Annotated in this window: 20 protein-coding genes and 1 pseudogene; 16 read left to right on the top strand and 5 right to left on the bottom strand. The window is 37.5% G+C overall.

Annotation, left to right across the window (positions count from 1 at the left end; translation table 11 throughout):
• Positions 1 to 100 precede the first annotated feature (100 nt).
• The 12 genes from murB to H131_RS16875 all read left to right on the top strand — a co-directional run bounded on the left by murB (position 101) and on the right by H131_RS16875 (position 11961).
• Positions 101 to 1015: a UDP-N-acetylmuramate dehydrogenase gene (gene murB, locus H131_RS16930; protein ID WP_010860348.1), complete on the top strand. Its 915-nt coding sequence runs from the start codon at positions 101 to 103 to the stop codon at positions 1013 to 1015.
• A 60-nt stretch (positions 1016 to 1075) separates the two neighbouring features.
• On the top strand, positions 1076 to 1831 hold the full coding sequence (locus tag H131_RS16925) for an exodeoxyribonuclease III (protein ID WP_010860347.1): 756 nt from the start codon (positions 1076 to 1078) through the stop codon (positions 1829 to 1831).
• Positions 1832 to 2068: 237 nt separating this feature from the next.
• The gene (locus H131_RS16920) at positions 2069 to 4432 is read left to right on the top strand and encodes a penicillin acylase family protein (protein WP_010860346.1); all 2364 of its coding nucleotides are present in this window, start codon (positions 2069 to 2071) and stop codon (positions 4430 to 4432) included.
• A gap of 171 nt (positions 4433 to 4603) precedes the next feature.
• Positions 4604 to 4975 (top strand): ArsR/SmtB family transcription factor, encoded by a 372-nt coding sequence (locus tag H131_RS16915; protein ID WP_010860345.1) that lies wholly within the window; start codon positions 4604 to 4606, stop codon positions 4973 to 4975.
• The gene (locus H131_RS16910; RefSeq protein ID WP_010860344.1) at positions 4956 to 7085 is read left to right on the top strand and encodes a heavy metal translocating P-type ATPase; all 2130 of its coding nucleotides are present in this window, start codon (positions 4956 to 4958) and stop codon (positions 7083 to 7085) included. Before H131_RS16915 ends, H131_RS16910 begins: the two co-directional genes overlap by 20 nt.
• Before the next feature lie 162 nt (positions 7086 to 7247).
• The gene (locus H131_RS16905) at positions 7248 to 7529 is read left to right on the top strand and encodes a late competence development ComFB family protein (protein ID WP_010860343.1); all 282 of its coding nucleotides are present in this window, start codon (positions 7248 to 7250) and stop codon (positions 7527 to 7529) included.
• A gap of 134 nt (positions 7530 to 7663) precedes the next feature.
• Positions 7664 to 8083, top strand: coding sequence for a transcriptional regulator MntR (gene mntR, locus H131_RS16900; RefSeq protein ID WP_010860342.1), 420 nt, complete (start codon positions 7664 to 7666; stop codon positions 8081 to 8083).
• A 138-nt stretch (positions 8084 to 8221) separates the two neighbouring features.
• A complete protein-coding gene (locus tag H131_RS16895; RefSeq protein WP_010860341.1) occupies positions 8222 to 9079 on the top strand; it encodes a CvfB family protein in 858 nt (285 codons plus the stop codon).
• A gap of 194 nt (positions 9080 to 9273) precedes the next feature.
• Positions 9274 to 10188: a DUF1002 domain-containing protein gene (locus tag H131_RS16890; protein ID WP_010860340.1), complete on the top strand. Its 915-nt coding sequence runs from the start codon at positions 9274 to 9276 to the stop codon at positions 10186 to 10188.
• 255 nt (positions 10189 to 10443) lie between these two features.
• The gene (locus H131_RS16885) at positions 10444 to 10725 is read left to right on the top strand and encodes a GNAT family N-acetyltransferase (protein WP_010860339.1); all 282 of its coding nucleotides are present in this window, start codon (positions 10444 to 10446) and stop codon (positions 10723 to 10725) included.
• 403 nt (positions 10726 to 11128) lie between these two features.
• Complete coding sequence (locus H131_RS16880) at positions 11129 to 11584, top strand: GNAT family N-acetyltransferase (protein WP_010860338.1); 456 nt, start codon at positions 11129 to 11131, stop codon at positions 11582 to 11584.
• A 65-nt stretch (positions 11585 to 11649) separates the two neighbouring features.
• Complete coding sequence (locus tag H131_RS16875) at positions 11650 to 11961, top strand: hypothetical protein (protein ID WP_010860337.1); 312 nt, start codon at positions 11650 to 11652, stop codon at positions 11959 to 11961.
• 230 nt (positions 11962 to 12191) lie between these two features.
• Here the strand turns inward: H131_RS16875 and H131_RS24615 are convergent.
• The 4 genes and pseudogenes from H131_RS24615 to H131_RS16860 all read right to left on the bottom strand — a co-directional run.
• Positions 12192 to 12305, bottom strand: a pseudogene (locus tag H131_RS24615) (transposase); the annotation flags it as partial.
• Positions 12306 to 12486: 181 nt separating this feature from the next.
• Positions 12487 to 13629: an MFS transporter gene (locus tag H131_RS16870; protein WP_010860336.1), complete on the bottom strand. Its 1143-nt coding sequence runs from the start codon at positions 13627 to 13629 to the stop codon at positions 12487 to 12489.
• A 270-nt stretch (positions 13630 to 13899) separates the two neighbouring features.
• Positions 13900 to 15420: a succinate CoA transferase gene (locus H131_RS16865; protein WP_010860335.1), complete on the bottom strand. Its 1521-nt coding sequence runs from the start codon at positions 15418 to 15420 to the stop codon at positions 13900 to 13902.
• A 312-nt stretch (positions 15421 to 15732) separates the two neighbouring features.
• A complete protein-coding gene (locus H131_RS16860; protein WP_010860334.1) occupies positions 15733 to 16383 on the bottom strand; it encodes a LytTR family DNA-binding domain-containing protein in 651 nt (216 codons plus the stop codon).
• Positions 16384 to 16888: 505 nt separating this feature from the next.
• On the opposite strand from H131_RS16860, the gene H131_RS16855 reads away from it, so the two are divergent.
• The 4 genes from H131_RS16855 to H131_RS16840 all read left to right on the top strand — a co-directional run bounded on the left by H131_RS16855 (position 16889) and on the right by H131_RS16840 (position 20090).
• Positions 16889 to 17683 carry a helix-turn-helix transcriptional regulator gene (locus H131_RS16855; protein ID WP_010860333.1) on the top strand — a complete coding sequence of 265 codons (795 nt, stop codon included), beginning with the start codon at positions 16889 to 16891 and terminating at the stop codon, positions 17681 to 17683.
• A 238-nt stretch (positions 17684 to 17921) separates the two neighbouring features.
• Positions 17922 to 18683: a membrane protein insertase YidC gene (gene yidC / locus H131_RS16850; RefSeq protein WP_010860332.1), complete on the top strand. Its 762-nt coding sequence runs from the start codon at positions 17922 to 17924 to the stop codon at positions 18681 to 18683.
• Between the two features lie 55 nt (positions 18684 to 18738).
• A complete protein-coding gene (locus H131_RS16845; RefSeq protein ID WP_010860331.1) occupies positions 18739 to 18987 on the top strand; it encodes a hypothetical protein in 249 nt (82 codons plus the stop codon).
• A gap of 317 nt (positions 18988 to 19304) precedes the next feature.
• On the top strand, positions 19305 to 20090 hold the full coding sequence (locus H131_RS16840) for a M15 family metallopeptidase (protein WP_010860330.1): 786 nt from the start codon (positions 19305 to 19307) through the stop codon (positions 20088 to 20090).
• 82 nt (positions 20091 to 20172) lie between these two features.
• On the opposite strand, the gene cls is transcribed toward H131_RS16840, so the two are convergent.
• Positions 20173 to 21630, bottom strand: coding sequence for a cardiolipin synthase (gene cls / locus H131_RS16835; protein WP_010860329.1), 1458 nt, complete (start codon positions 21628 to 21630; stop codon positions 20173 to 20175).
• Positions 21631 to 21683: the final 53 nt, after the last annotated feature.

The raw sequence follows: 21683 nt of genomic DNA, 5'->3' as shown, positions 1-21683 counted from the left end.
CGTTAATGCGGGAAAATTACCCTTCATTTTACTTGTCAAATCGAGGTTCTAAATCCATACTAGTGTAAGTAAGAAGGACGTTAGAAAGGAATTAGCTCTCATGACAAAAGAACAATGGGCGACGGATTTAGCGCAAACCATTAATCCAGCCAATATTAAGTTAGACGAATCATTACAACAATATACAATGACAAAATTAGGTGGCAAGGCGGATGTGTTTGTTCTACCTGAAACGGAGAATGAAGCGGCAGCTGTTATTCGCTATGCTCATACAAATAATATTCCATTATTAATGCTAGGTAATGGCTCCAATATGGTCGTCCGTGATGGCGGCTTACGTGGAATAGTTGTCACATTTGCACATCTAGATGAAATTCACATTAACGGTGATTATGTACATGCACAAAGTGGTGCCCTCATTAAGGACGTGTCCAAGCTGGCAGCAACCGCATCCCTAACAGGCTTTGAATTTGCATGTGGGATTCCTGGCTCCATTGGTGGAGCTATGGCGATGAACGCAGGTGCATATGGTGGTGAAATTAAGGATATTATTATTTCTTCTAAAGTTTTAACAAAAGAAGGCGACATTGTAATATTATCAAAAGAAGAACTAGAACTCGGCTACCGCAAAAGTATCATTGCTAAGAAGGGTTATTATGTACTGTCATCGGAATTTCAGTTAACGCAAGGCGTTCAGGAAGAAATTGACGCGAAAATTGCTGATTTAACGTACCAGCGTGAATCTAAACAGCCATTAGAATACCCATCTGCTGGTAGTGTCTTTAAACGTCCTCCAGGTCATTTCGCAGGCAAGCTTATACAGGATAGTGGTCTGCAGGGAAAAGGCGTGGGGGGTGCAGAAGTATCGACCAAGCATGCGGGCTTTATCGTGAATAAAGGAAATGCAACGGCCACTGATTACATTGCAACTATTCAAATGGTGCAACGGGCGGTCAAAGAAAAGTATGGCATCGACTTAGAAACTGAAGTGAAAATAGTCGGCGACGATATATAAGAAAATTATACATGGCGCTCTTCGCTAAAGGCGAGGGGCGTTTTCTAGGGGTGCAAAACTATGAAATTTATATCATGGAATGTCAATGGAATCCGCGCTTGCATGAGCAAAGGCTTTTTAGATTTCTTCAATGAAGTAGATGCAGACTTTTTCTGTATTCAGGAGTCGAAGTGTCAAGAGGGACAAGTTGAGCTTTCACTAGAAGGTTATGAACAATATTGGAATTATGCTGTGAAAAAGGGCTACTCAGGTACAGCTATTTTTACAAAACATAAACCTCTTTCAGTACATTATGGTGTCGGTGAAGATAAGTCACAGGAAGAGGGACGAATAATTACGTTAGAATATGAAAACTTTTATTTAGTTAACGTCTATACACCGAATTCGCAGCGTGATTTAGCGAGATTACCCATTCGCCTGGATTGGGAGAACCGTTTAGCCCTGTATTTAAAAGAACTTGATGCTAAAAAGACTATCGTGTACTGTGGAGATTTGAACGTCGCACATACGGACATAGATTTAAAAAATGCAAAATCAAATATTGGCAATTCAGGGTTTACATATGAAGAACGTGCTAAAATGACCGAGCTTTTAGCAAGTGGATTTATAGATTCTTTCCGCTTCAAGCATCCAAATGAGACGGATCATTATACATGGTGGTCCTATATGAATAAAGTGCGTGAGCGAAATATTGGTTGGCGCATTGATTATTTTATTGTATCTGAACGATTGAAAGAACAAATTGACGTTGCGACAATCCATTCGCATATTTTGGGTAGTGATCATTGTCCAATTGAATTACAACTCGATTATTAATATCTAAGAAGAAATCGTACTTCCAGTGGGAAATGCGATTTTTTTTATATTTCTGTAGTACAGGAAATAATTTACTATCTACTATTTTATGTACAGTGGGATTTTGGATTTCTATATATCAAGGGGATTTTCTATTAAAAAACAACGAAATTCGCTAGAAAAATCAGCTTTTATCTTGTTGAAAAGGATTTACAAAGCTTGCTAAAGAATATATTGCTTAAGAGGGGGTTTGTCGTTGTGAAAAAAAAGATATGGAAAAAATGGCTCGTTGGTGTTGTTGGCTTTTTAGCAATTGCACTAATCGTAGTCTTTATTGGCTTTACATGGTTTATGAATAAATCAAAGCCCGTTATTGAAGGGGATCTTGCAGTAAGTGTGCTTAATCAGGATGTAACTGTTACCAGGGATGATAAGGGAGTTCCCCATATATTAGCAGAGACAGATGCGGATTTATATCGTGCACAAGGTTACGTTCAGGCACAGGATCGACTGTTTCAAATGGATTTAGCGCGTAGACAGGCAAGTGGTCGATTATCAGAAGTGATTGGTGAGGCGACAATTAATACGGACAAACATTTCCGTACGTTTAGCTTACGTGATGCAGCAGAAAAATCGTTAGCTGCTTATGATGAAGAAAGCAAGCAGGTACTCGAATGGTTTGCAGAAGGAGTAAACGCTTTTATTAAGCAGGCAAAGGAAAATAATACATTAAGCTATGAATTCGCATTACTAGGTTATGAGCCGGAAGAATGGTCCGTTGTAGATTCGCTAACGATTGGTAAATATATGGCATATGATTTAGGGGGTAATTGGAATACACTTGCTTTCCGTCACTGGGCTTTACAACATTTCGACGAAGACAAGGCAAAGGAATTATTTATAAAGTATCCTGACAACGCGTCATCAATTATTGAGGCAAACATAGCAAACCCTGTAGCGGTAGCAGGTCAATTTGACGCTGACCTATTGCCGAATGAATTTAATGGCAGTAATAACTGGGTTGTATCAGGCGATAAAACAAAGTCAGGTTTTCCGATTTTAGCAGATGATCCACACTTAGGTTTAAGCACGCCATCTATTTGGTATCAAATGCATCTTCAGTCACCTGAACAAAATGTTAGTGGAGTCATATTTGCAGGCATCCCTGGCATTATTTTAGGACATAACGATGATATTGCTTGGGGGGTAACAAATGTAGGTCCAGATGTACAAGATTTGTATATTGAAATACCGAATCCAGATAATCCAACACAGTTCAAATATGATGGCGAGTGGGAGCAGGCCGAGGTACGTAATGAATCAATCAAGGTGAAGGATGGAAAGACAGTAGATTTTGATGTTATTGTCACACGACATGGGCCAATTATGACCGATTTAGCATTTAAAGATACGGAACCATCAGCACAGTTTTCTATGCAATGGACCGCTTTGCAATCTACGGCAGAACTGCGAGCGATACTTGGCTTTAATAAGGCAAATTCATGGGATGACTTTGAAAAGGCATTAGAAGACTTTAAGGCACCCGCGCAAAACTTTATCTTTGCCTCTAAGGATGGCACAATTGCTTATAAAGCAAATGGTGAAATTCCGATTCGCAGGCAGGGAGAAGGCCAGTTACCAGTACCGGGTGATTCAAGTGACTATGGATGGGAAGGCTTTATCCCATGGGATGAACTACCAACAGTCGTAAATCCAAAGGAAGGATTTATTGCGACTGCAAATAATGAAGTTATCGGCGAGGAGTACCCTTATCATATAACGGATTTCTGGGCACAGCCGTATCGTTATGAGCGTATTAAAGAAGTGTTAGAAGCCAATGATTCGCTAACAGTAGAAGACATGATGAATTTACAAATGGATCAACATAATTTATATGCACGTGAGTTTTTACCAGATTTATTAACGTCGTTAAAAGCAAAAGATCAGGATGAAAAATATGCAGAAGTCATTGCCTTACTGGAAGAATGGGATATGGTGGATACAAAAGATTCGAGCGCACCACTTGTCTTCCATACGCTAATGGAACAATTGCAGGAAGTACTCTTTAAAGATGAAATGCCTCTAGATATGTATAATCTGATGGCTGGTAAATACAATATAACGGATCAGCTATTGCGAAAAGCATATGCAGGCGAGAAGAGTATTTGGATTGAACAACAGGGTGGTGTGGATGCAGCTGTATATGAAGCATTAGAACGATCGATAGCACTAATTGAAGAGCGTTTCGGCAAGAAACCTTCCAAGTGGCAATGGGGAGATTTCCATCAACTTACATTTGATCACACGTTAGGAAGCGCGTCACCAATACTAGCAAAATACTTTAATGCTAAAAAGGTACCGATTGGCGGTTCGAAAGTCACTGTACAGGCGGCCGATGATGACCTAGATGGCAATGTAGATCACGGAGCTTCCTGGCGATTTATAGCGGATGTAAGTGATTTGAACTCAGCCTATCATATCGTTGGTCCAGGGCAGAGTGGTCATGTTAAATCGAAGTGGTATCAAGACCAAGTGGAGGATTGGGCAATTGGGAATTATCATGAAACTTTTGTAAAGAACAAAGAGATTAAGGGGAAGACATTGTTATTAAAGGCACAATAATATTGAAGAACAGCGCACTATTTAGTGTGCTGTTTTTTTGTAAGAGTCAGAGTAGAACTTTAAGTATAATTCCGTGATAGTAATCATATACATTCAAATGTCTGTTTGAATATGATGGAGTACTATGATATATTGAAAACAATCAAACGAACATTTGAATGAGGTGAAAAAATGCCGAAAGAAATATGTGAAATAACACATGTAAATGAGGAAGCGGTCACGAAAGTACAGCAACAAATGCCAGATTTATCGGGTGTAGCCAAATTTTTAAAGGCTTTATCTGATGAAACAAGATTGAAAATTGCCTATGCGCTAACGGTAGAAGATGCATTATGTGTCTGTGATGTTGCCACAATTATCGGATCATCTGTAGCAACAGCATCGCATCATTTACGCTATTTAAAAGATAACAGTCTAGCGAAATCGCATCGCAAGGGGAAGCAAATGTACTATTCTTTAGCCGATGAACATGTATACCAAATTGTCACGATTGCTTATGAACATGCGAAAGAGGGGATTGACGATGGCAGCGACACCAACTAAGCAAGAATACCGTTTGCAAAACTTATCCTGTGCCAGCTGTGCGGCAAAATTTGAGAAAAATGTGAAAGCTATTCCCGAGGTAGAAGATGCACAAGTTAATTTTGGAGCTTCCAAAATAACGGTGTTTGGTGAGATAAACGTCGATCAAATTGAAGAAGCAGGTGCATTTGATGGCATTAAAGTATCGCAATCGCCAAAAAGTTCAATTGAAAAATCAACGTCGTTTTATAAAAAAACGGAAAATATTTTAGCTGGTATTGCATTGTTATTTGTAATACTTGGGTATGTCTTGGTAACAATGCGTGGAGAAACAGATCCTTTTGCAATTGGCATGTTTATCGTAGCAATCTTAGTAGGTGGCGTTGGCATTTTTAAAACAGGATTCCGTAATTTAGCACGCTTCGAATTTGATATGAAAACGCTGATGACGATTGCTGTAATTGGAGCTGCAATTATTGGTGAGTGGGAAGAAGCGGCGGTTGTAGTTTTCCTATTCGCTGTCAGTGAAGCACTTGAGGCATACTCTATGGATAAAGCGCGCCAATCGATTCGACAACTTATGGATATTGCCCCTGCAACAGCGACTATCAAACGTGCTCACGGTGAGCATTTCCATGAGATGGAAGTACCAACTGAAGAAATTGAAATCGGTGATATTTTAATAGTCAAGCCGGGTCAAAAAATCGCCATGGATGGGATTGTAATAAGAGGACTATCAGCAGTCAATCAAGCAGCTATAACAGGCGAGTCGATACCTGTTAATAAATCAAAAGATGACGAAGTATTTGCTGGAACATTGAATGAGGAAGGTGCACTAGAAGTCCGTGTTACCAAGCGTGTGGAAGATACAACTATTGCTAAAATCATCCATTTAGTAGAAGAAGCACAGGCAGAAAAAGCACCATCACAGCAATTTGTTGATCGCTTTGCTAAATATTACACACCTGCGATTATGATGGTTGCCTTCCTTGTTGCTGTTATTCCACCATTGTTTATAGGCGATTGGCAGCATTGGATCTATCAAGGTTTAGCGGTGCTGGTTGTTGGCTGCCCTTGTGCGCTAGTTGTCTCGACACCAGTTGCCATCGTGACAGCTATCGGAAATGCAGCAAGGCAGGGTGTGCTCATTAAGGGGGGCGTCCATTTAGAACAATTAGGTCATATTGAAGCTGTGGCATTCGATAAAACAGGTACCTTAACGAAGGGGAAACCAGCGGTAACAGACATATTCACGCACCGTAATATGACAGAGGACAGTGTGCTACAACTTGTTGCAGCCGTTGAAAAGCAATCGCAGCATCCACTAGCGAAAGCAATTTTAACTGCGTTACATGAAAAAGGTTTAACTGAGTTAGAACCGACTGATTTCCAATCGGTGACAGGAAAAGGGGCTTTTGCGACAATTGAGGGCAAAAAGGTTTCTGTCGGGAGTTTGAAATGGATTTCCACTTTCACAGCTGTAGATGAAGCTACAAAAGAACAAGCCAATCAATTGCAAGCGCAAGGTAAAACAGTTGTTGCCGTTGTTAGTGACCATCATTTCATCGGCATTATCGGAATCGCTGACCAATTACGTGGTGAAAGTAAAAGTGTACTGCAAAACCTAACAACATTAAAAGTGAAGCATACTGTCATGTTAACAGGGGATGCTAAACCTACAGCAGAAGCCATTGCTACTGCTCTTGGTATGAGTGATGTAAGAGCGGGGTTACTGCCAGCAGAAAAATTAACAGCAATTAAAGAATTACGCACTAAGTATGGAGCTGTAGCTATGGTCGGAGATGGAGTAAATGATGCGCCGGCCTTAGCATCGGCCAATGTAGGTATCGCAATGGGCGGTGCGGGCACGGATACAGCTTTGGAAACCGCAGATATTGCTTTAATGGGTGATGATTTAACGAAATTGCCGTATACAATTGATTTAAGTAGAAAAACATTACGCATTATTAAAGAAAATATCATTTTTGCACTGGCATTAAAATTAATCGCCTTATTACTCGTTATCCCAGGATGGTTAACGTTATGGATTGCCATTTTTGCAGATATGGGTGCTACATTACTTGTGGTTTTTAACTCGTTAAGACTAATTAAAACAAAAAAATACAAATAATAAGTTTGAAGTTCGTTGATTTTTAGGATAATAATACCATTTGTAATTAGTAAATATTGTTGATGTAGATGCTACTAGCTATTCTTGAAAAAGCCCTTGTTTAGTGCTAATATATGTTGGGAACAATGTAACAATTAATTATAAATGAGGCGAAAGTTTTATATGTCACAACCTATTTTAGTAAATGTTACAGAGGAAATTGTACGTGGCTTAGTAAGTTTTCTTTTACGAGGGCCAGAATATCAAACATTTTGTAAATGTGAAATCTGTGAGTTCGACACAGTTGCAATCGCTCTAAATGCTTTGCCTAGTAAGTATGTTACATTTATGAACGCGCGTGATGAAGCATTTAAAAAAATGAATACTCCAGAAAATATTGAGCTGATCAACAGGGAGATTATTCGTGCATTACATGTAGTGAATAAGTATCCACGGCATGAGTAGAGCCCACTTCATATGAGGTCGGCTCTTTTTATGTGTAATGACAAGGATTGCTGTGGTTATGTATTTTCAGTTAACTTTTAAGGTAAGCTTGTAGTAAACTAGAGAGTAAGAAAAAGAAAGAGAGGGAATTGGATATGCCAACACCAAGTATGGAGGATCATATCGAACAAATATATTTATTAATCGCTAATAAAGGATATGCTCGTGTGTCTGACATAGCGGAAGCATTATCTGTTCTTCCTTCTTCTGTTACGAAAATGGTTCAAAAATTAGATAAAGATGGCTATTTAGTTTATGAAAAATATCGTGGCCTTACATTGACGCCAAAAGGGGAAAAACTTGGAAAACGTCTTGTGCAACGCCATGAACTACTAGAGCAATTTTTACGAATCATTGGTGTAGATGAAGAACGTATTTACAATGATGTAGAAGGAATTGAGCACCATCTTAGTTGGAATTCAATCGATCGAATTGCTGATCTTGTGCAGGTAATGGAAGAAAATCCAGACATCGCAAAAAAATTAGAGGCATCTAGATCACAGCACAACCTATAAAGTAAAACTTTAATCGGTTACTTAGGGGTACTGGATTTCCCACTATCCTGTTGTTTTGGAGTGGGCCTCTTAGTACCCATTAGTCGTACGAAGTAAAATAGTTTGCGAAAATGATGGTGTGAAGGAAAGGAAGACATTATGAACGAATTAAAATCAGGTGAAGTTGTAACGCTTACTGTATTAGAGCAACAAGCATCGAAATGGATCTTAACCAATGGGGTAGCTGAACTACCTTTAAATGCTTCAGAGGTCACAGAACCACTTGCAATAGGAGATCGCCTTCAAGTATTTTTATTCACAGACCGTCGTGGAGATTTAGCGGCTACAACAGCTATTCCAACATTTGCGCAAGGCGAATATGGCTGGGCGCGCGTACTAAGAGTGGTCGAACATGAAGGAGCTTTCGTTGATATTGGGACATCACGTGAAGTGCTAGTAAAAGCAGAGGATCTACCTGCCATTAAAGAGGTTTGGCCAGCAGTGGGCGACCATTTATTTATGACATTGCGCACAGATCGCAATGGAGATTTATTTGGACGTTTAGCAACTGAAGAAAAAATATTTGAGCTATATGAGGGTGCATTTGAAGATCTGCACAATAAAAATATTAAAGCCCGACCATATCGTTTATTGCCAGTAGGGTCATTTTTACTAGGTGTGGAAGCACCATACCGCATTTTTGTTCATGAATCAGAGCGTTATGCAGAACCTCGTCTTGGACAAGATATAGAGGTACGTATTATTGACGTCAAAGAGGACGGCTCCATGAACGGTTCACTTTTACCACGTAAACACGAACGTATTACTGGTGATGCACAGAAAATTCTAAGCTATTTACAAGATGTGGGTGGCAAAATGCCATTTGGTGATAAGTCTTCACCGGAAGAAGTTCAAGAAATGTTCAAGATGAGTAAAGCGGCATTTAAACGTGCACTGGGTACATTAATGAAGGCCGGTAAAATAAAACAACAAGATGGCTGGACGGAAGAAATTTAATTTCTAACAGTGATTTGTTTTAACTGTAAAAGTATTAAGTAGACGTGCAATGGATTTTATAATCCTTCAATTAATATCACACGAATGACGAGAGACTGTTTGAAACCTTCTCGTCATTTTTTCGTACTAATAGTTGTATAGTGATCTACATTATACAGGCTAGATGATTTTTCAAGCGAAAGGGGTCACACAATTTGAAAAAAACATGGCTGAAAGTGCTAACTGCTACTATGTTAGTATTTGGTGTGATGGCACCAGTAACAGGATTTGCCGCGGATAATTCGACAACAAAAGCAATTGATGAAAAACTTGGCGTACCAATTGTGGTCTATGGTGCAAACTTATCAGAGACGGAAAAAGAATCTGTTAAAGAATCATTAAAAGTAAACGAAGAACCTGAAATCGAAGAAATTACAGTATCTGGAGAAGACTTAACTAAATACATTAAAGACAGTAATGCAAGTTCACGCATGTATTCCTCTGCAAAAATTACTCGCAAGGATGCTGGGAAAGGCTTGGTTATTGAGATTGTCACACCCTCAAATATTACACAAGTAACGTCTGAAATGTATGCGAATGCTATGCTGACAGCTGGTATCGAGGATGCGACAGTACAAGTAGCCGCGCCAAAGGCTGTAACAGGTCATTCAGCGCTTGTAGGGATTTATAAAGCTTATGAAGTGAAAACGGGTGAAACTTTAGATATTGAGCGCACAGACGTTGCCAATGAGGAGTTATCAGTTGCAACATCTCTTGCACAATCATCGGGAATAGAGGATGCGAAGGTTGCAGAACTGCTAACAGAAATAAAAAAACAAATAGCAGAATCAAAACCGGCAACACGTGAAGATGTTGAAAAAATCGTGCAAGAGCAGTTAAACAAACTCGAGATAAAATTAAGCGAGACGGATAGACAGCTGCTAATCGATTTGATGGACAAAATTAGTAAACTAGACATTGACTTTAGTAAATGGTCAGATCAATTAAATGATATTAGTAATACGTTACAAGAAAAATTCGGTGCACTGATGGAAGATGAAGGCTTCTGGGCGGGTGTGAAAAATTTCTTTGCCAATTTAAAAGAATCCATTTCATCTTGGTTTAACTAAAGAAAGTAAAGCTCACTGTCACAATGGCAGTGAGCTTTTTATGTTTAGTTGGTATAAGAATATGAACAGGATAAGTTACGCACATTGTGTTTCCAGGTTTCTGGGGAAGTGCATCGTTTTAAACTCTCATAGAGGGACTTGCATTGCCGCCATTGTTAGTAAGTAAACGTGTGCAAATCCAATCAAAGCAACGTTGCACTATCTTTGAAGAATAACAACAGGCTATGTTACTATGAAAAAAAGGAGTGGTGAGAAATGGAATTCCGATTACAGAGTGAAGCATCGAACAAGCTTGCTTTTGTGTTTGAGCAAGAAGGCGAAAGATTAGCAGAGATTACTTGGCAACAAAAGGGGCAAGTGATGGTAATGGATCACACATATGTTTCAGACAAGCTCCGTGGTCAAGGGGTGGCGAAGAAATTGTTAGATCGTGCAGCTGATTATGCACGTGAAAACGATTATAAAATGGAAGCAGTATGTTCGTATGTAGTTGCGGCATTTGATAAATCCGATGCCTATAATGATGTAAAACAATAAGGTAGAGCTCTGTAAGACATCTATTTGACAATATGTCGAGCAAAACTAATAGGGTGTCTATAGAGGGGACTATGAAAAAAATAAGGCAATCTGCTAGTAGCCTTGTGCTAGTAAGCGGATTGCCTTTTTAGTTTTTACAGAAATCATTTCATACGCTCCTTATAGTAGAATTACACTGTAAATTAGAAAAGTTAAGAAGCCTGCTCCTCCCAATAATGAAGCCATATCTACCCAATCGTATAGCAAGTCTAAATCTTTCACACAAATCACCCTCCTATTAATTGTAATAATTAATTAATTCCCTTAGTTTGTCATTTATAATCATAATAAATTACAAAATAGAGTTGGTTAACGAAAAAAAGTTAGAATTGTGCGATAATATCGAGTGGGAGAGTGATAGATAATGTCTTGGAAAATACAGACGTATAATGAATTAACGACGGAAGAATTGTATAAAATTATTCAGCTACGAGTAAATGTATTTATTGTTGAACAACAATCATGCTATGAGGATTTAGATAATCATGATCAAAACTCTATACATATATCATATGTTAAAAATGGGGAAATATTCGCGTATGCACGTTTATTACCGCCCGGTGAAAAATTTACTATGGCATCGATCGGTCGTGTTATCACAAAGCAAGAAGTTCGTGGCACGGGGCTTGGTAAGGAAATGATAGAGTTAGCTTTAAAGACAATCGAAAAAGAATGGCCAGGTTCAGAGATTTTCATTCAGGCGCAACAATATTTAAAAGCATTTTATGGCTCATTTGGTTTCAAGCAAGTTTCAGAACCGTATATCTATGATAGCTTGCCGCATCTTGATATGTTATATAAAGCGAAAAATAATGTTTAGACCTCTAAAAATAGGGAAAAGCTATATTATAAGGCCAGTTTCTATATTTCTAGGAGGGATTTTTAATGGCAAAACGTAAAGGGTCAGGTGTTGTACTTGCAGGATTAGCAGGATTAGCGGCATCTTATTTAAGTAAAAAAGAAAATCGAGATAAGGCATTGAATATGTTAAGTAGTGCTAAATCCAAATTTGAATCTTATTTGAATACATCAAATGTTAATATGGATGGCAGAATCGCTGAACGTGTAACTACTGAGGTAGCGACAGAAGCAGGGACATCGCCAACAAAGTTAGCATCAAATGAAATGGTTGCTGAAGGTGGCGGACATACAGGCGTCCATTTTTATAACGAAGAAATCCAGGAAAAAGAAAAGTAACAAAAAACCTTCTCATTTAACTATGAGAAGGTTCAGATTGACGACAAAAGGTATTCGGAATAATCACGTTCCGAATACCTTTTGAAATTTTTATCAGAAATATTAGTTACAATAGCCCCTAACGAGAGTAGTACAAGGTTGTCCAACGCATACTATGCTTTTTCTTACACATCCGCAAATACACGTTCCATCGATTCTTTTAGACGCGCATAGACTTGTTTCATGTCACTATACACCATGTTCTTTTGGATTTCTTTAATGGAATGATGTATAGAACGAATACCAAATATATATTGAATAAATGTCATGTAAAATAGAACGATAAGATCAATACTTGGTCGTCCAACTTAACGTACACGAGTTAATTGGAGCGCAAGCGGCGACTTCTGCGGGAAAAGCATGAGCGAAAAGGCCCCGCAGAAGCGTAGCGACGAGGAGACTGAAGCCATGCCCGCAAAAAGCGTCCGCCGTAGCGGAAATCAACGGGTTCATATAGATGCTTCTATTTAAAGAAAACCTTCTCATTTAACTATGAGAAGGTTTTCTTTTGGGGATTAGAGTGAAAATAGCAAAGCCTATCAATACTATTCCTGTGAAAATAAACCCACTGGTAATACCGAGTGAAAGCCAACCTAGCAACGAGGAGCCCAGTACAACGCCTAATGAGAAGAAGGCATAAAAATAACCATATGCTTTTCCTCGAATTTCAACTGTCGTCGAGTCAATCAATAGTGAATTTATTGAAGGAAATAAGAAACCAAAACCAATACCATAGCAAGCCATCGCAATGTAGAGTAATGTATTGGAATCGGCTTGACTGATAAGTATTTGGCTTATACCCATTAAGCTAATACCAAGCGACAACGTTTTAACCGGTGCGACTTTGTCAAAAATACGATTGCTAGGCAAGATAAATACTAGTACAGCAATAATGCCGAATGCACTCATTAGTGTGCCGCTTAATCGCGAATCAAAGCCTAGAGATTGTACCTTTAAAGGGAGTAGATAGGCAATAACGCCCTGTGAAAACATTAAAAAGAATGCCCCTGAAAAAGCTTTTAACGTCCCGTTATTAGTGAAAAATACACTAATGGGTATATGTATACTTGGTGCAGTTTTTTCCTTTTTAACTTGGCTTGATCTAAGTAGAAATGTAGCTAGAATACCTAAAAGTAGCATACAACTTGCTGTAATATTAAAAACGAAAGGTACACTCGTCCGACTTGCTAAAATACCACTAAAGGCTGGTCCAATGATAGCTGCTATTCCCACGAATGCACCTGAAATAGCACTACCTTTACCACGTTTTTCTTGTTCGGTTGCATTTGCTAAGAATGTAAACGCAGCTGGGACAATAAAACCTGCTACCAATCCATGTACAAAGCGTACTGCCAGTAAAGCAAATGGTTCTGCTACTAAATTATAAAGTGTTAACGAGAGCCCTGTAGTTAAAAGACCGATTACTAAAATCACAAAAGGTCCCTTACGATCGGTTAAAAACCCAGAAATAATATTCCCAAACGTATTAGAAAGGGAATACATGCCAACAGCAAGCCCAGTTAAAAAAGCAGATGCGCCTAAAGATTCTGCATATGTACTCATCACAGGAAGCTGAGTAAATAAGTCAAAAAATGAAAAGAATATAATCACATAGATAAATTTCTTCATAACTCCTCCTGTTACAAATTACGACATAGTGGGTTTATCCATACAAAGGGATGCTAACATTTTCACTTCACAACACAGTTGGAGGAAATCGTGCACCCTAGTCGATAAAACAACACATATAAAGCTTATCAGGTCTTGCAGAAATCATTAATAATCGGTGGGGAATCCTATATCCCCACCGATCAAAGTTTTCACTTTATTATACCATTTTTGACAATAAAAAAACGCCTATTAAGTCGAAATGAACTTAGTAGGCGTTATAATGGAAAATTAAGCTTTTACAACTTCTTTTTTCATTGTTTTGTTTTTAGCAAGATTAACATGCCAAGAAAGAGCCTCTTCTAAAATATGAGGTGTTTGATGGCTACCAGTTGCTTCTACAGCACGGTTGTAGTAATCCCATAATTGCTCTTTGTAATCTGGATGAGCGCAGTTTTCGATGATAAGTTGTACACGTTCTTTTGGCGCAAGCCCGCGTAAATCAGCGATACCTTGTTCAGTAACGATAACGTCTACATCATGCTCAGTGTGATCCACGTGAGAAACCATTGGTACGATTGAAGAGATTGCTCCGCCTTTTGCGTATGATTTTGTTACAAAGATACCTAGACGAGCATTACGCGCAAAGTCACCAGAACCACCAATACCGTTCATCATACGAGTACCTGATACGTGAGTAGAGTTTACGTTACCGTATATGTCTAATTCAAGAGCCGTGTTGATTGAGATTAAACCCAAACGACGGATAAGCTCTGGGTGGTTAGAAATTTCTTGTGGACGTAAGCAAATTTTATCAGCATACTTTTCTAAATTACCATAAACTTTTTTCTGTAATTCTTCAGTAAGTGTAATTGAAGTAGCAGCTGCAAATTTAACTTTACCAGCATCGATTAAGTTGAATACAGCATCTTGAAGTACTTCAGAAGCAACAACTAAATCTTCAAATTCTGAATCAGCGAAGCCATCAAGTACAGCATTTGCTACAGAACCTACACCAGATTGTAATGGCATTAATTTGTTAGTTAGACGACCTGCTTTAATTTCATCGCGGAAGAAGTCCAATAAAATGTTCGCCATTCTTTGTGTTTCTTCATCTGGAGGAACAATTAATGAAGGAGCATCTGGTTCTTCTGAAATAACGATTGCTTTAATTTTAGCCGAGTCTACTTTAATACCGATTTCGCCAATACGTTGAGTAGCATCTGTCATCGGAATTGCTTCACGTTCACCTTGCTCAGCAGGTACGTAAATATCATGAATACCGATTAAAGCTTCTGGGTGAGAGATATTTAACTCGATAATAATATTTTCAGCATACTCAGCGAAGATAGGTGAGTTACCTACAGAGTTTGTAGGAATAATTAAGCCATCCTCGGTAATAGCCACAGCTTCAAGAATTAAATATTTAATTGGGCCCATAATTCCTTGACGAACTAATTCAGCGTTATGTGAAAGGTGTGCATCTACATACTGGATATCACCAGAGTTAATCAGGTTGCGGATACCTGCATCGCCTTGGAAAGGTCCGCGTTTGCGGATAACGCCAGCCTCAGCTAAATATTTATCTACTTCTGGGCCTAAAGAAGCACCTGTATATACATCAATTTTGAATTTTTCATTTTTTGCGCGTTCTACTAATGCCATTGGAACCACTTTAGCATCCCCAGCACGAGTGAAACCACTCATACCAACTACATCACCATCAGAAATAAGTGCTGCAGCTACATCAGCTGTAACGATTTTACTTTCAAGCTCTTTTAAACCTAAACGTTTTTGAATAATTGCATCCATTAAAAAAATCCTCCCCTAAAAGTTTTGATGGAAACCGATAACAAAACAAGAAAAAACTTATAAGAATTTTCTGTTTATTCAGTTGTAGTATAGCACCAACCATTTGAATAATACTATCACCAAACTGTCACAATTACTTCATAAATAGCATTAAACTGTTTAAAAAAAGGAAATTCGAGCATAAGAATGATTTTTCGACAGAGAAAACGTTTTATTATAGCGTCGCTTGTTTTGAACTGACATTAAATTCTTAATAAATAGAAAAAAACAGCAAGCACTTTAAAGTAAAATGCTTGCTGTATTTATAAAAAATTAGAAACCTAAAGAGCGACGGAAGTAGCTTGCATAGCGTTGGCTAACAGGAATGCGTGTACCATCTTTCATGATTAATAAGAAAGTGGAATGTGAGTCTGGTTGAATTTCATCAATGAAGTCAATATTTACGATATATGAACGGTGGCATCGAATAAATGAATCAGGTGCTAAGAATAGCTCAAGATCACTTAAATTTAGTCGGTGATACCCTTCGCGCCCCATTGTTTTAACGAACGTTTTTCGAAGCTGTGTTTCAAGATAAATGACTTGATCATGCTTAATTGGATACCAACAATCATCAATTTTGATTGTGATGTAATTTGTTAAAAATGCTGATGGCTTTTGTGGGAAAATTGCAGTAATAGCACCCTTTGTCTCGCCTTCTTCCATTAAAGGGATACTCATGCCGAAATAGGCAACGCCAAATACATCTGGTTCGATGTAGGTGCTGATTTTTTGTCCGTAGCTTAAAGCTTTATGTGCAGCTGAACCTTCTTTAATAGGATCACCTGGCTTGATTTTTAAATCAACTTTTTTGCTAGGCTGGTAATACAAGTATTCGTTTGTGTCGGAAATTGCGATTGAAGTATTCTCTGGGAAAAACTCCTTAATAATCTCCATAATTTCTTCTATTTGTTTTGGATCCACTATTAACACCTCGTTTTGAACTTTTAAAAATAGTATTATCATCTATTTTACTACATATTCGTATAAATTATATAGAGAAGATTTAGGAATAAAATAGAGAAATGTCGAATGTGAAATCAAAAGATGTAATTTTTTTTACATAATATGTAACAAAAATTAATTAATTACTAATTTTTTTTATTATATATATGGTAATATTTAATTGGTTATAAGTATGTTTACTAGGTTTCTACTATGGCTGTGTGATAAATAAGAACTAGTGAAGGGGATAAAATGTGGTTGAAAGGAAATCGCAGAATATGGTAAAATCCTCTGTATAGTCTATTTTTATTACAAATGGTGTTTTAGTTGGATTATTTTTAAGGTTATAGTCAATATATACTTGTGAAATAGGACTCAATTCATACCAAAATAAGTAAATGCTATTTTCTTATTTGCAATTACGTAGATTTTTGTAAAATATTGTAAAGTAATTCGTGCACTCTGAGGAAAGATGGGGAAGATTATGCAACTACATCAACATTCAATGTCAGAAACGATATCAAAAAGATACTTCCAAGAAATCGATAATATTAATCAATATATCGGTGTAGAAGAATTTTTTAATATTGAGTCGAAATTAATATTTGAAATTTATCACTTAGAATGTGCAAAGGCTAAGAAATCATTGCATGAGTTAATTGATATTCTTTCAATACGTTTTGGCAAGCAAGTCATTAAAATTGTTCGAAGTTATTTTTCCGTTTTGTCGTCGATTGTTGCTCGTAAATTACTTGACAATCAAGTACCTTCGAAAAAAGCTTTTGCCTTTAATATAGCCTGTAATGATATGATAGAAAATCAAATGAAAGATGCAGAATTTTTACAATTCGCAGACGATTTAATTGATTTCTTCGTTTATTTTATCGCTGATCGCAAGCAGCCAACTTTCCGTCACCAGACTGTCAATAAGGTGATAATGTATATAAACGATGAATTAGAGAATGACTTAACAGTCGAGAGTATCGCAAATAACTTCCATATTAGTACAAGCCACTTATCGCGTATATTTAGAGAACATGTGGGTATTACTCTTGTTGAATATTTAAATGTTCGCCGTGTAGAGGAATCTCAATACTATTTGCGCCATACAAATAAAAGTATAACTTCTATTTCAGATCAGTTCCATTTTTGTAACCAAAGTTACTTTACGCGTATTTTTAAAAAATACACAGGCGTAACACCTAAACATTTCCGTGACGAGTTACATCACGAATTTTATCGTTTTGAAATGGCTGAGTCTGAGCTTCAAAATATATAGTAGTTATTAATTGTCTCAAACAGTAGTATGACCTTGTAAGCAATATTTGAACAAATAGGAAGATGCGGACATGTTAGCGATGCTAAACTCGCATCTTTTTTTATGGAATTTTTACTTCATATCAAAAAGCTTACGATGAAGCCTAGAAGTAATTGAATTAGTAGCACTTGCTATTTGATAAAGGTAGTCTTTATAAGGTATACTTCACATTAGTTGAAAAATAATAGTAGGTGGAAAAATGAAAAATTTAAAGCTATTTTCAATGCTTGGTCTTGTGGTATTTGTCCTTAGTGGTTGTCAAGCAGTTCAGAACAAAGAAGGCTTTTTCTATAGTATTTTTGTGAAGCCTATGGAATTTTTACTTGAGTTTTTCGGGAATGATATATTTTCAGGTAGCTATGGTTTAGCGATTATCGCTATTACAGTGCTTATTCGTTTAGTTTTAATGCCGATTATGTTGAAAAACTATCGTCAACAGCAAATAATGAAATCTAAAATGGATGCCTTCAAGCCTGAAATGGAAGAAGTTCAGAAAAAGATGAAGGAAGCTAAGACAAAAGAAGAACAAATGCAGCATCAACAGGAAATGATGGCATTATATAAAAAGCATGGTGTTAATCCATTGAATATGGGTTGCTTACCGATGTTGATTCAAATGCCAATTATTATGGGTCTTTACTTTTCGATTTTATATTCAGCCGATGTAAAATCACATATGTTTTTATGGTTTAGCCTAGGTTCACCTGATATCATTATGACGATTATCGCGGGTATTGTTTATCTAGTGCAAGCGCGTGTGTCACTATGGACGGTACCAGAGCAGCAAAAAGCACAGATGAAAATGTTTATTTATATTTCACCAATTATGATTGTCTTTATCTCAATGTCTTCTATGGCAGCTCTACCGCTTTACTGGTCTGTAAGTGGTGCGTTACTGATTATTCAAACTTATATTGGACGAAAATATTATTCGGAGCATCCCGAAAAAGCAACATCATAAAAAAATGTATGTCGAGGCGCTTGTGTAGCCTCGATTTTTTTAGGGGGACAAAAGGATGAACACAAAGTGGTTATCATCAATGCTCGTCGCTTTTTTCAGTATTGCGGCTATTGTATGTATAATTATGGGTAATTTTAATTTTGCGGTACTTGCAATGACTATAATGTTTGCTCTATCAAATGCTTTCCGCGCTAAGAGTTTTAAGGAGCAAGGGTATGTGAAAGAAGCAAAATGGATGAAGTATATGGCCATTTTTTTCACTATTGCCTCAGTCGTGGTACTTTATATTATTATTACAGATTAACAAAAGAATAATTTCGAAAATATTACACTAAAAAATGTGAAAGGTGTTAAAATAATACTATATGGATAAAGTGAGGCTTTCATCAGCGAAAATACTCGACGTAGGAGTTAAATCCTCGTGTGCATTCCTCGCTACCGATAAATGATGAAAAGCTTACAAGATGTGGTTTACACATACGGTACCATAGGAAATGGGGGACTTGTATGTGTTCATTAATCGGGTGTGCGATACTGGAGCTCCCACTTACATATCCATTTTAAAAGTAGGGAGCCCTAACAACCCATTAACAAGGGATAAATGTAAAAGGGGCAAATACAGTGAAAAACAATCGTCTACCACTCATCATTGGTGCTTTTATTTCAGTGGCGTTAATAATATCTATTATCGTAGTCGTTTACTATAAAAATAATCAAGTAAATGTGGCGTCAGATGAGCAACAACCAGTAACAGAGGCAAATAAAAAAGATACACCAGCAACGGAGAAACCAGAAACAGCAGATCGTCCAACAAAACCAGTAGAACAACCAGAACAACAACCTGACGAAAATGGCTATATACCGAACCAAACCTTACCAACAGAGCCAACGTACATTAATGGTATTTTATTGGCAAATAAAATCTACCCGCTTCCATCGACTTTTGCGCCTGATGTAAATCCAGAGGCAAGCCAAGCACTAGATAAAATGCTGGCTGCTGCGAAGAAACTAAAGGGTTTCGATTTAGTAGCATTTAGTGGTTATCGCTCTTTCAAATATCAAACAACGCTCTACAACAACTACGTCAATCGTGATGGGCAGGCTGCTGCCGATCGTTATAGTGCGCGTCCGGGCTATTCAGAGCATCAAACGGGCTTAGCTTTTGATATTGGAGAACGGGATAATAAAGATGTATGGCTTACTGAAGAATTCGGAGAAACACCAGCAGGGAAATGGTTAGTGGAGAATGCTCAGGAATATGGCTTTATTTTGCGATTCCCTCAAAATAAAGAAGACATTACGGGCTACATGTATGAATCGTGGCATTTCCGCTATGTTGGCATCGATGTTGCCAAAGAAATTAAAAAGCAAAATATAACGTTAGAAGAATATTTAGGTGTTAAATAAAAGAAAGAGGTTGTCTCGTTAGAAATCGAGATAACCTCTTTTTTATGGATTTATGAACTTTCATAACAGTTAACGTTTCGTTTTATAGGATCGGCGTTAGTAAACGTGAAATGGATTCTTTAAATTTGATCAAACTCGAACGATTTTGGTACATTTCCCATGTTAATTCAGTGCAGTCAAAAATATCTTTTTCAAATATTTCGGCTAACTGGTGGGAAATTGTAGAATCATAAATAAAGGCATTCACTTCGAAGTTTAAGCTGAAACTTCGAACATCAAGGTTTGCTGTTCCGACTGTCGACGCTTCATCATCAATAATAATGGCTTTAGCATGAATAAACCCTTTTTCATAAATATAAACCTTTGCCCCTGCACCAAGTAATTGTCCAACATACGAGTATGTAGCCCAATATACAAACATGTGGTCAGGTTTGTTCGGAATCATAATCCGAACATCGATCCCTGAAAGTGTGGCAATTTTTATGGCATCTAAAAAACTAACATCGGGAATAAAATAGGGTGTTTGAATATAAATGTATTTTTTTGCCATATTAATTAGTTTTAAATAACCAATTTTGATTTGTTCCCACTCGGAATCTGGACCGCTTGATACGATTTGTAAGCCTACATCACCTTTTTTAGGAATTGCCGGAAAGTAGCGGTCTGAATAGCCCATTTTTTGTTGTGCACATGCCTGGTTCCAGTCCAGCAAGAAGCGCGTTTGTAATGGATGCACGGCGCTTCCCTCAATCCGTAAATGCGTATCTCGCCAGTAGCCAAATTTCTTATGTAGGCCAAGATATTCATCTCCGACGTTAAAACCACCTATATAACCAATTCGGCCATCAATAACCACGATTTTACGGTGATTTCGGAAGTTTAGCCTCGGATTCAGCAGTGGTAAAATTGATGGGAAAAACACTTCTACTTCTCCGCCTGCACTAAGTAGCGTTTTAAAATGGCGCTTTTTCACATTACGTGAGCCCATTTCATCATATAAGAGTCGTACTTTCACACCTTGTTTAGCCTTTTTGATAAGTGTATCGATAATACGAGTTCCTAAGTTATCTAGACGAAAGATATAATATTGAATGTGGATATGATCTTTTGCTGCCTCAATATCACGAAGGAGCTGCTCAAATTTATCGGCGCCATCATCTAAAATAGTGATGTGGTTGTCCTGTGTTAGTACGGAATTATTTGTTTTTAAATGCATATAAATCATTTCTTTATAATTTTCTGCATTGTCGATACGGAACTCAAACGTATCGTCGCGAATAGTTTCTTTTTGATAATTAATAAGGGTATCTATGCCAATATCCTTGCGACCTTCCCAACGGAACAAATGCTTTTTTCGCAATTGCCGTCCAAGCAATAAATATAAAATAAACCCAGCTAATGGCAGGAAAAATAGTACTAGAATCCATGCCCAAGTAGAAGTAGCATCTTTACGTTCTAAAAATATAATAGTCATTGCTGATAATATATTTATTGTTAAAATTAAAGGTACTAGATATTCTACATTTGTAAAAATGCTCATTCCTGCACCTGCCTTTACTATATTTCCAATATATTTAGTATAGCTTACTTCAC

The sequence above is a fragment of the Lysinibacillus sphaericus OT4b.31 genome, from assembly GCF_000392615.1.
Lineage (GTDB): Bacteria > Bacillota > Bacilli > Bacillales_A > Planococcaceae > Lysinibacillus > Lysinibacillus sphaericus_B.
The sequence above is the reverse complement of the archived record's forward strand: the minus strand, read 5'-3'. Positions and strand labels throughout refer to the sequence as shown.

Excerpts from the sequence above, each read along its gene's own strand:
- murB (WP_010860348.1), top strand. The coding sequence starts at position 101 with ATGACAAAAGAACAATGGGCGACGGATTTAGCGCAAACCATTAATCCA.
- H131_RS16925 (WP_010860347.1), top strand. The coding sequence starts at position 1,076 with ATGAAATTTATATCATGGAATGTCAATGGAATCCGCGCTTGCATGAGC.
- H131_RS16915 (WP_010860345.1), top strand. The coding sequence starts at position 4,604 with ATGCCGAAAGAAATATGTGAAATAACACATGTAAATGAGGAAGCGGTC.
- H131_RS16910 (WP_010860344.1), top strand. The coding sequence starts at position 4,956 with ATGGCAGCGACACCAACTAAGCAAGAATACCGTTTGCAAAACTTATCC.
- H131_RS16905 (WP_010860343.1), top strand. The coding sequence starts at position 7,248 with ATGTCACAACCTATTTTAGTAAATGTTACAGAGGAAATTGTACGTGGC.
- mntR (WP_010860342.1), top strand. The coding sequence starts at position 7,664 with ATGCCAACACCAAGTATGGAGGATCATATCGAACAAATATATTTATTA.
- H131_RS16895 (WP_010860341.1), top strand. The coding sequence starts at position 8,222 with ATGAACGAATTAAAATCAGGTGAAGTTGTAACGCTTACTGTATTAGAG.
- H131_RS16885 (WP_010860339.1), top strand. The coding sequence starts at position 10,444 with ATGGAATTCCGATTACAGAGTGAAGCATCGAACAAGCTTGCTTTTGTG.
- H131_RS16880 (WP_010860338.1), top strand. The coding sequence starts at position 11,129 with ATGTCTTGGAAAATACAGACGTATAATGAATTAACGACGGAAGAATTG.
- H131_RS16875 (WP_010860337.1), top strand. The coding sequence starts at position 11,650 with ATGGCAAAACGTAAAGGGTCAGGTGTTGTACTTGCAGGATTAGCAGGA.
- H131_RS16870 (WP_010860336.1), bottom strand. The coding sequence starts at position 13,629 with ATGAAGAAATTTATCTATGTGATTATATTCTTTTCATTTTTTGACTTA.
- H131_RS16865 (WP_010860335.1), bottom strand. The coding sequence starts at position 15,420 with ATGGATGCAATTATTCAAAAACGTTTAGGTTTAAAAGAGCTTGAAAGT.
- H131_RS16855 (WP_010860333.1), top strand. The coding sequence starts at position 16,889 with ATGCAACTACATCAACATTCAATGTCAGAAACGATATCAAAAAGATAC.
- yidC (WP_010860332.1), top strand. The coding sequence starts at position 17,922 with ATGAAAAATTTAAAGCTATTTTCAATGCTTGGTCTTGTGGTATTTGTC.
- H131_RS16845 (WP_010860331.1), top strand. The coding sequence starts at position 18,739 with ATGAACACAAAGTGGTTATCATCAATGCTCGTCGCTTTTTTCAGTATT.
- cls (WP_010860329.1), bottom strand. The coding sequence starts at position 21,630 with ATGAGCATTTTTACAAATGTAGAATATCTAGTACCTTTAATTTTAACA.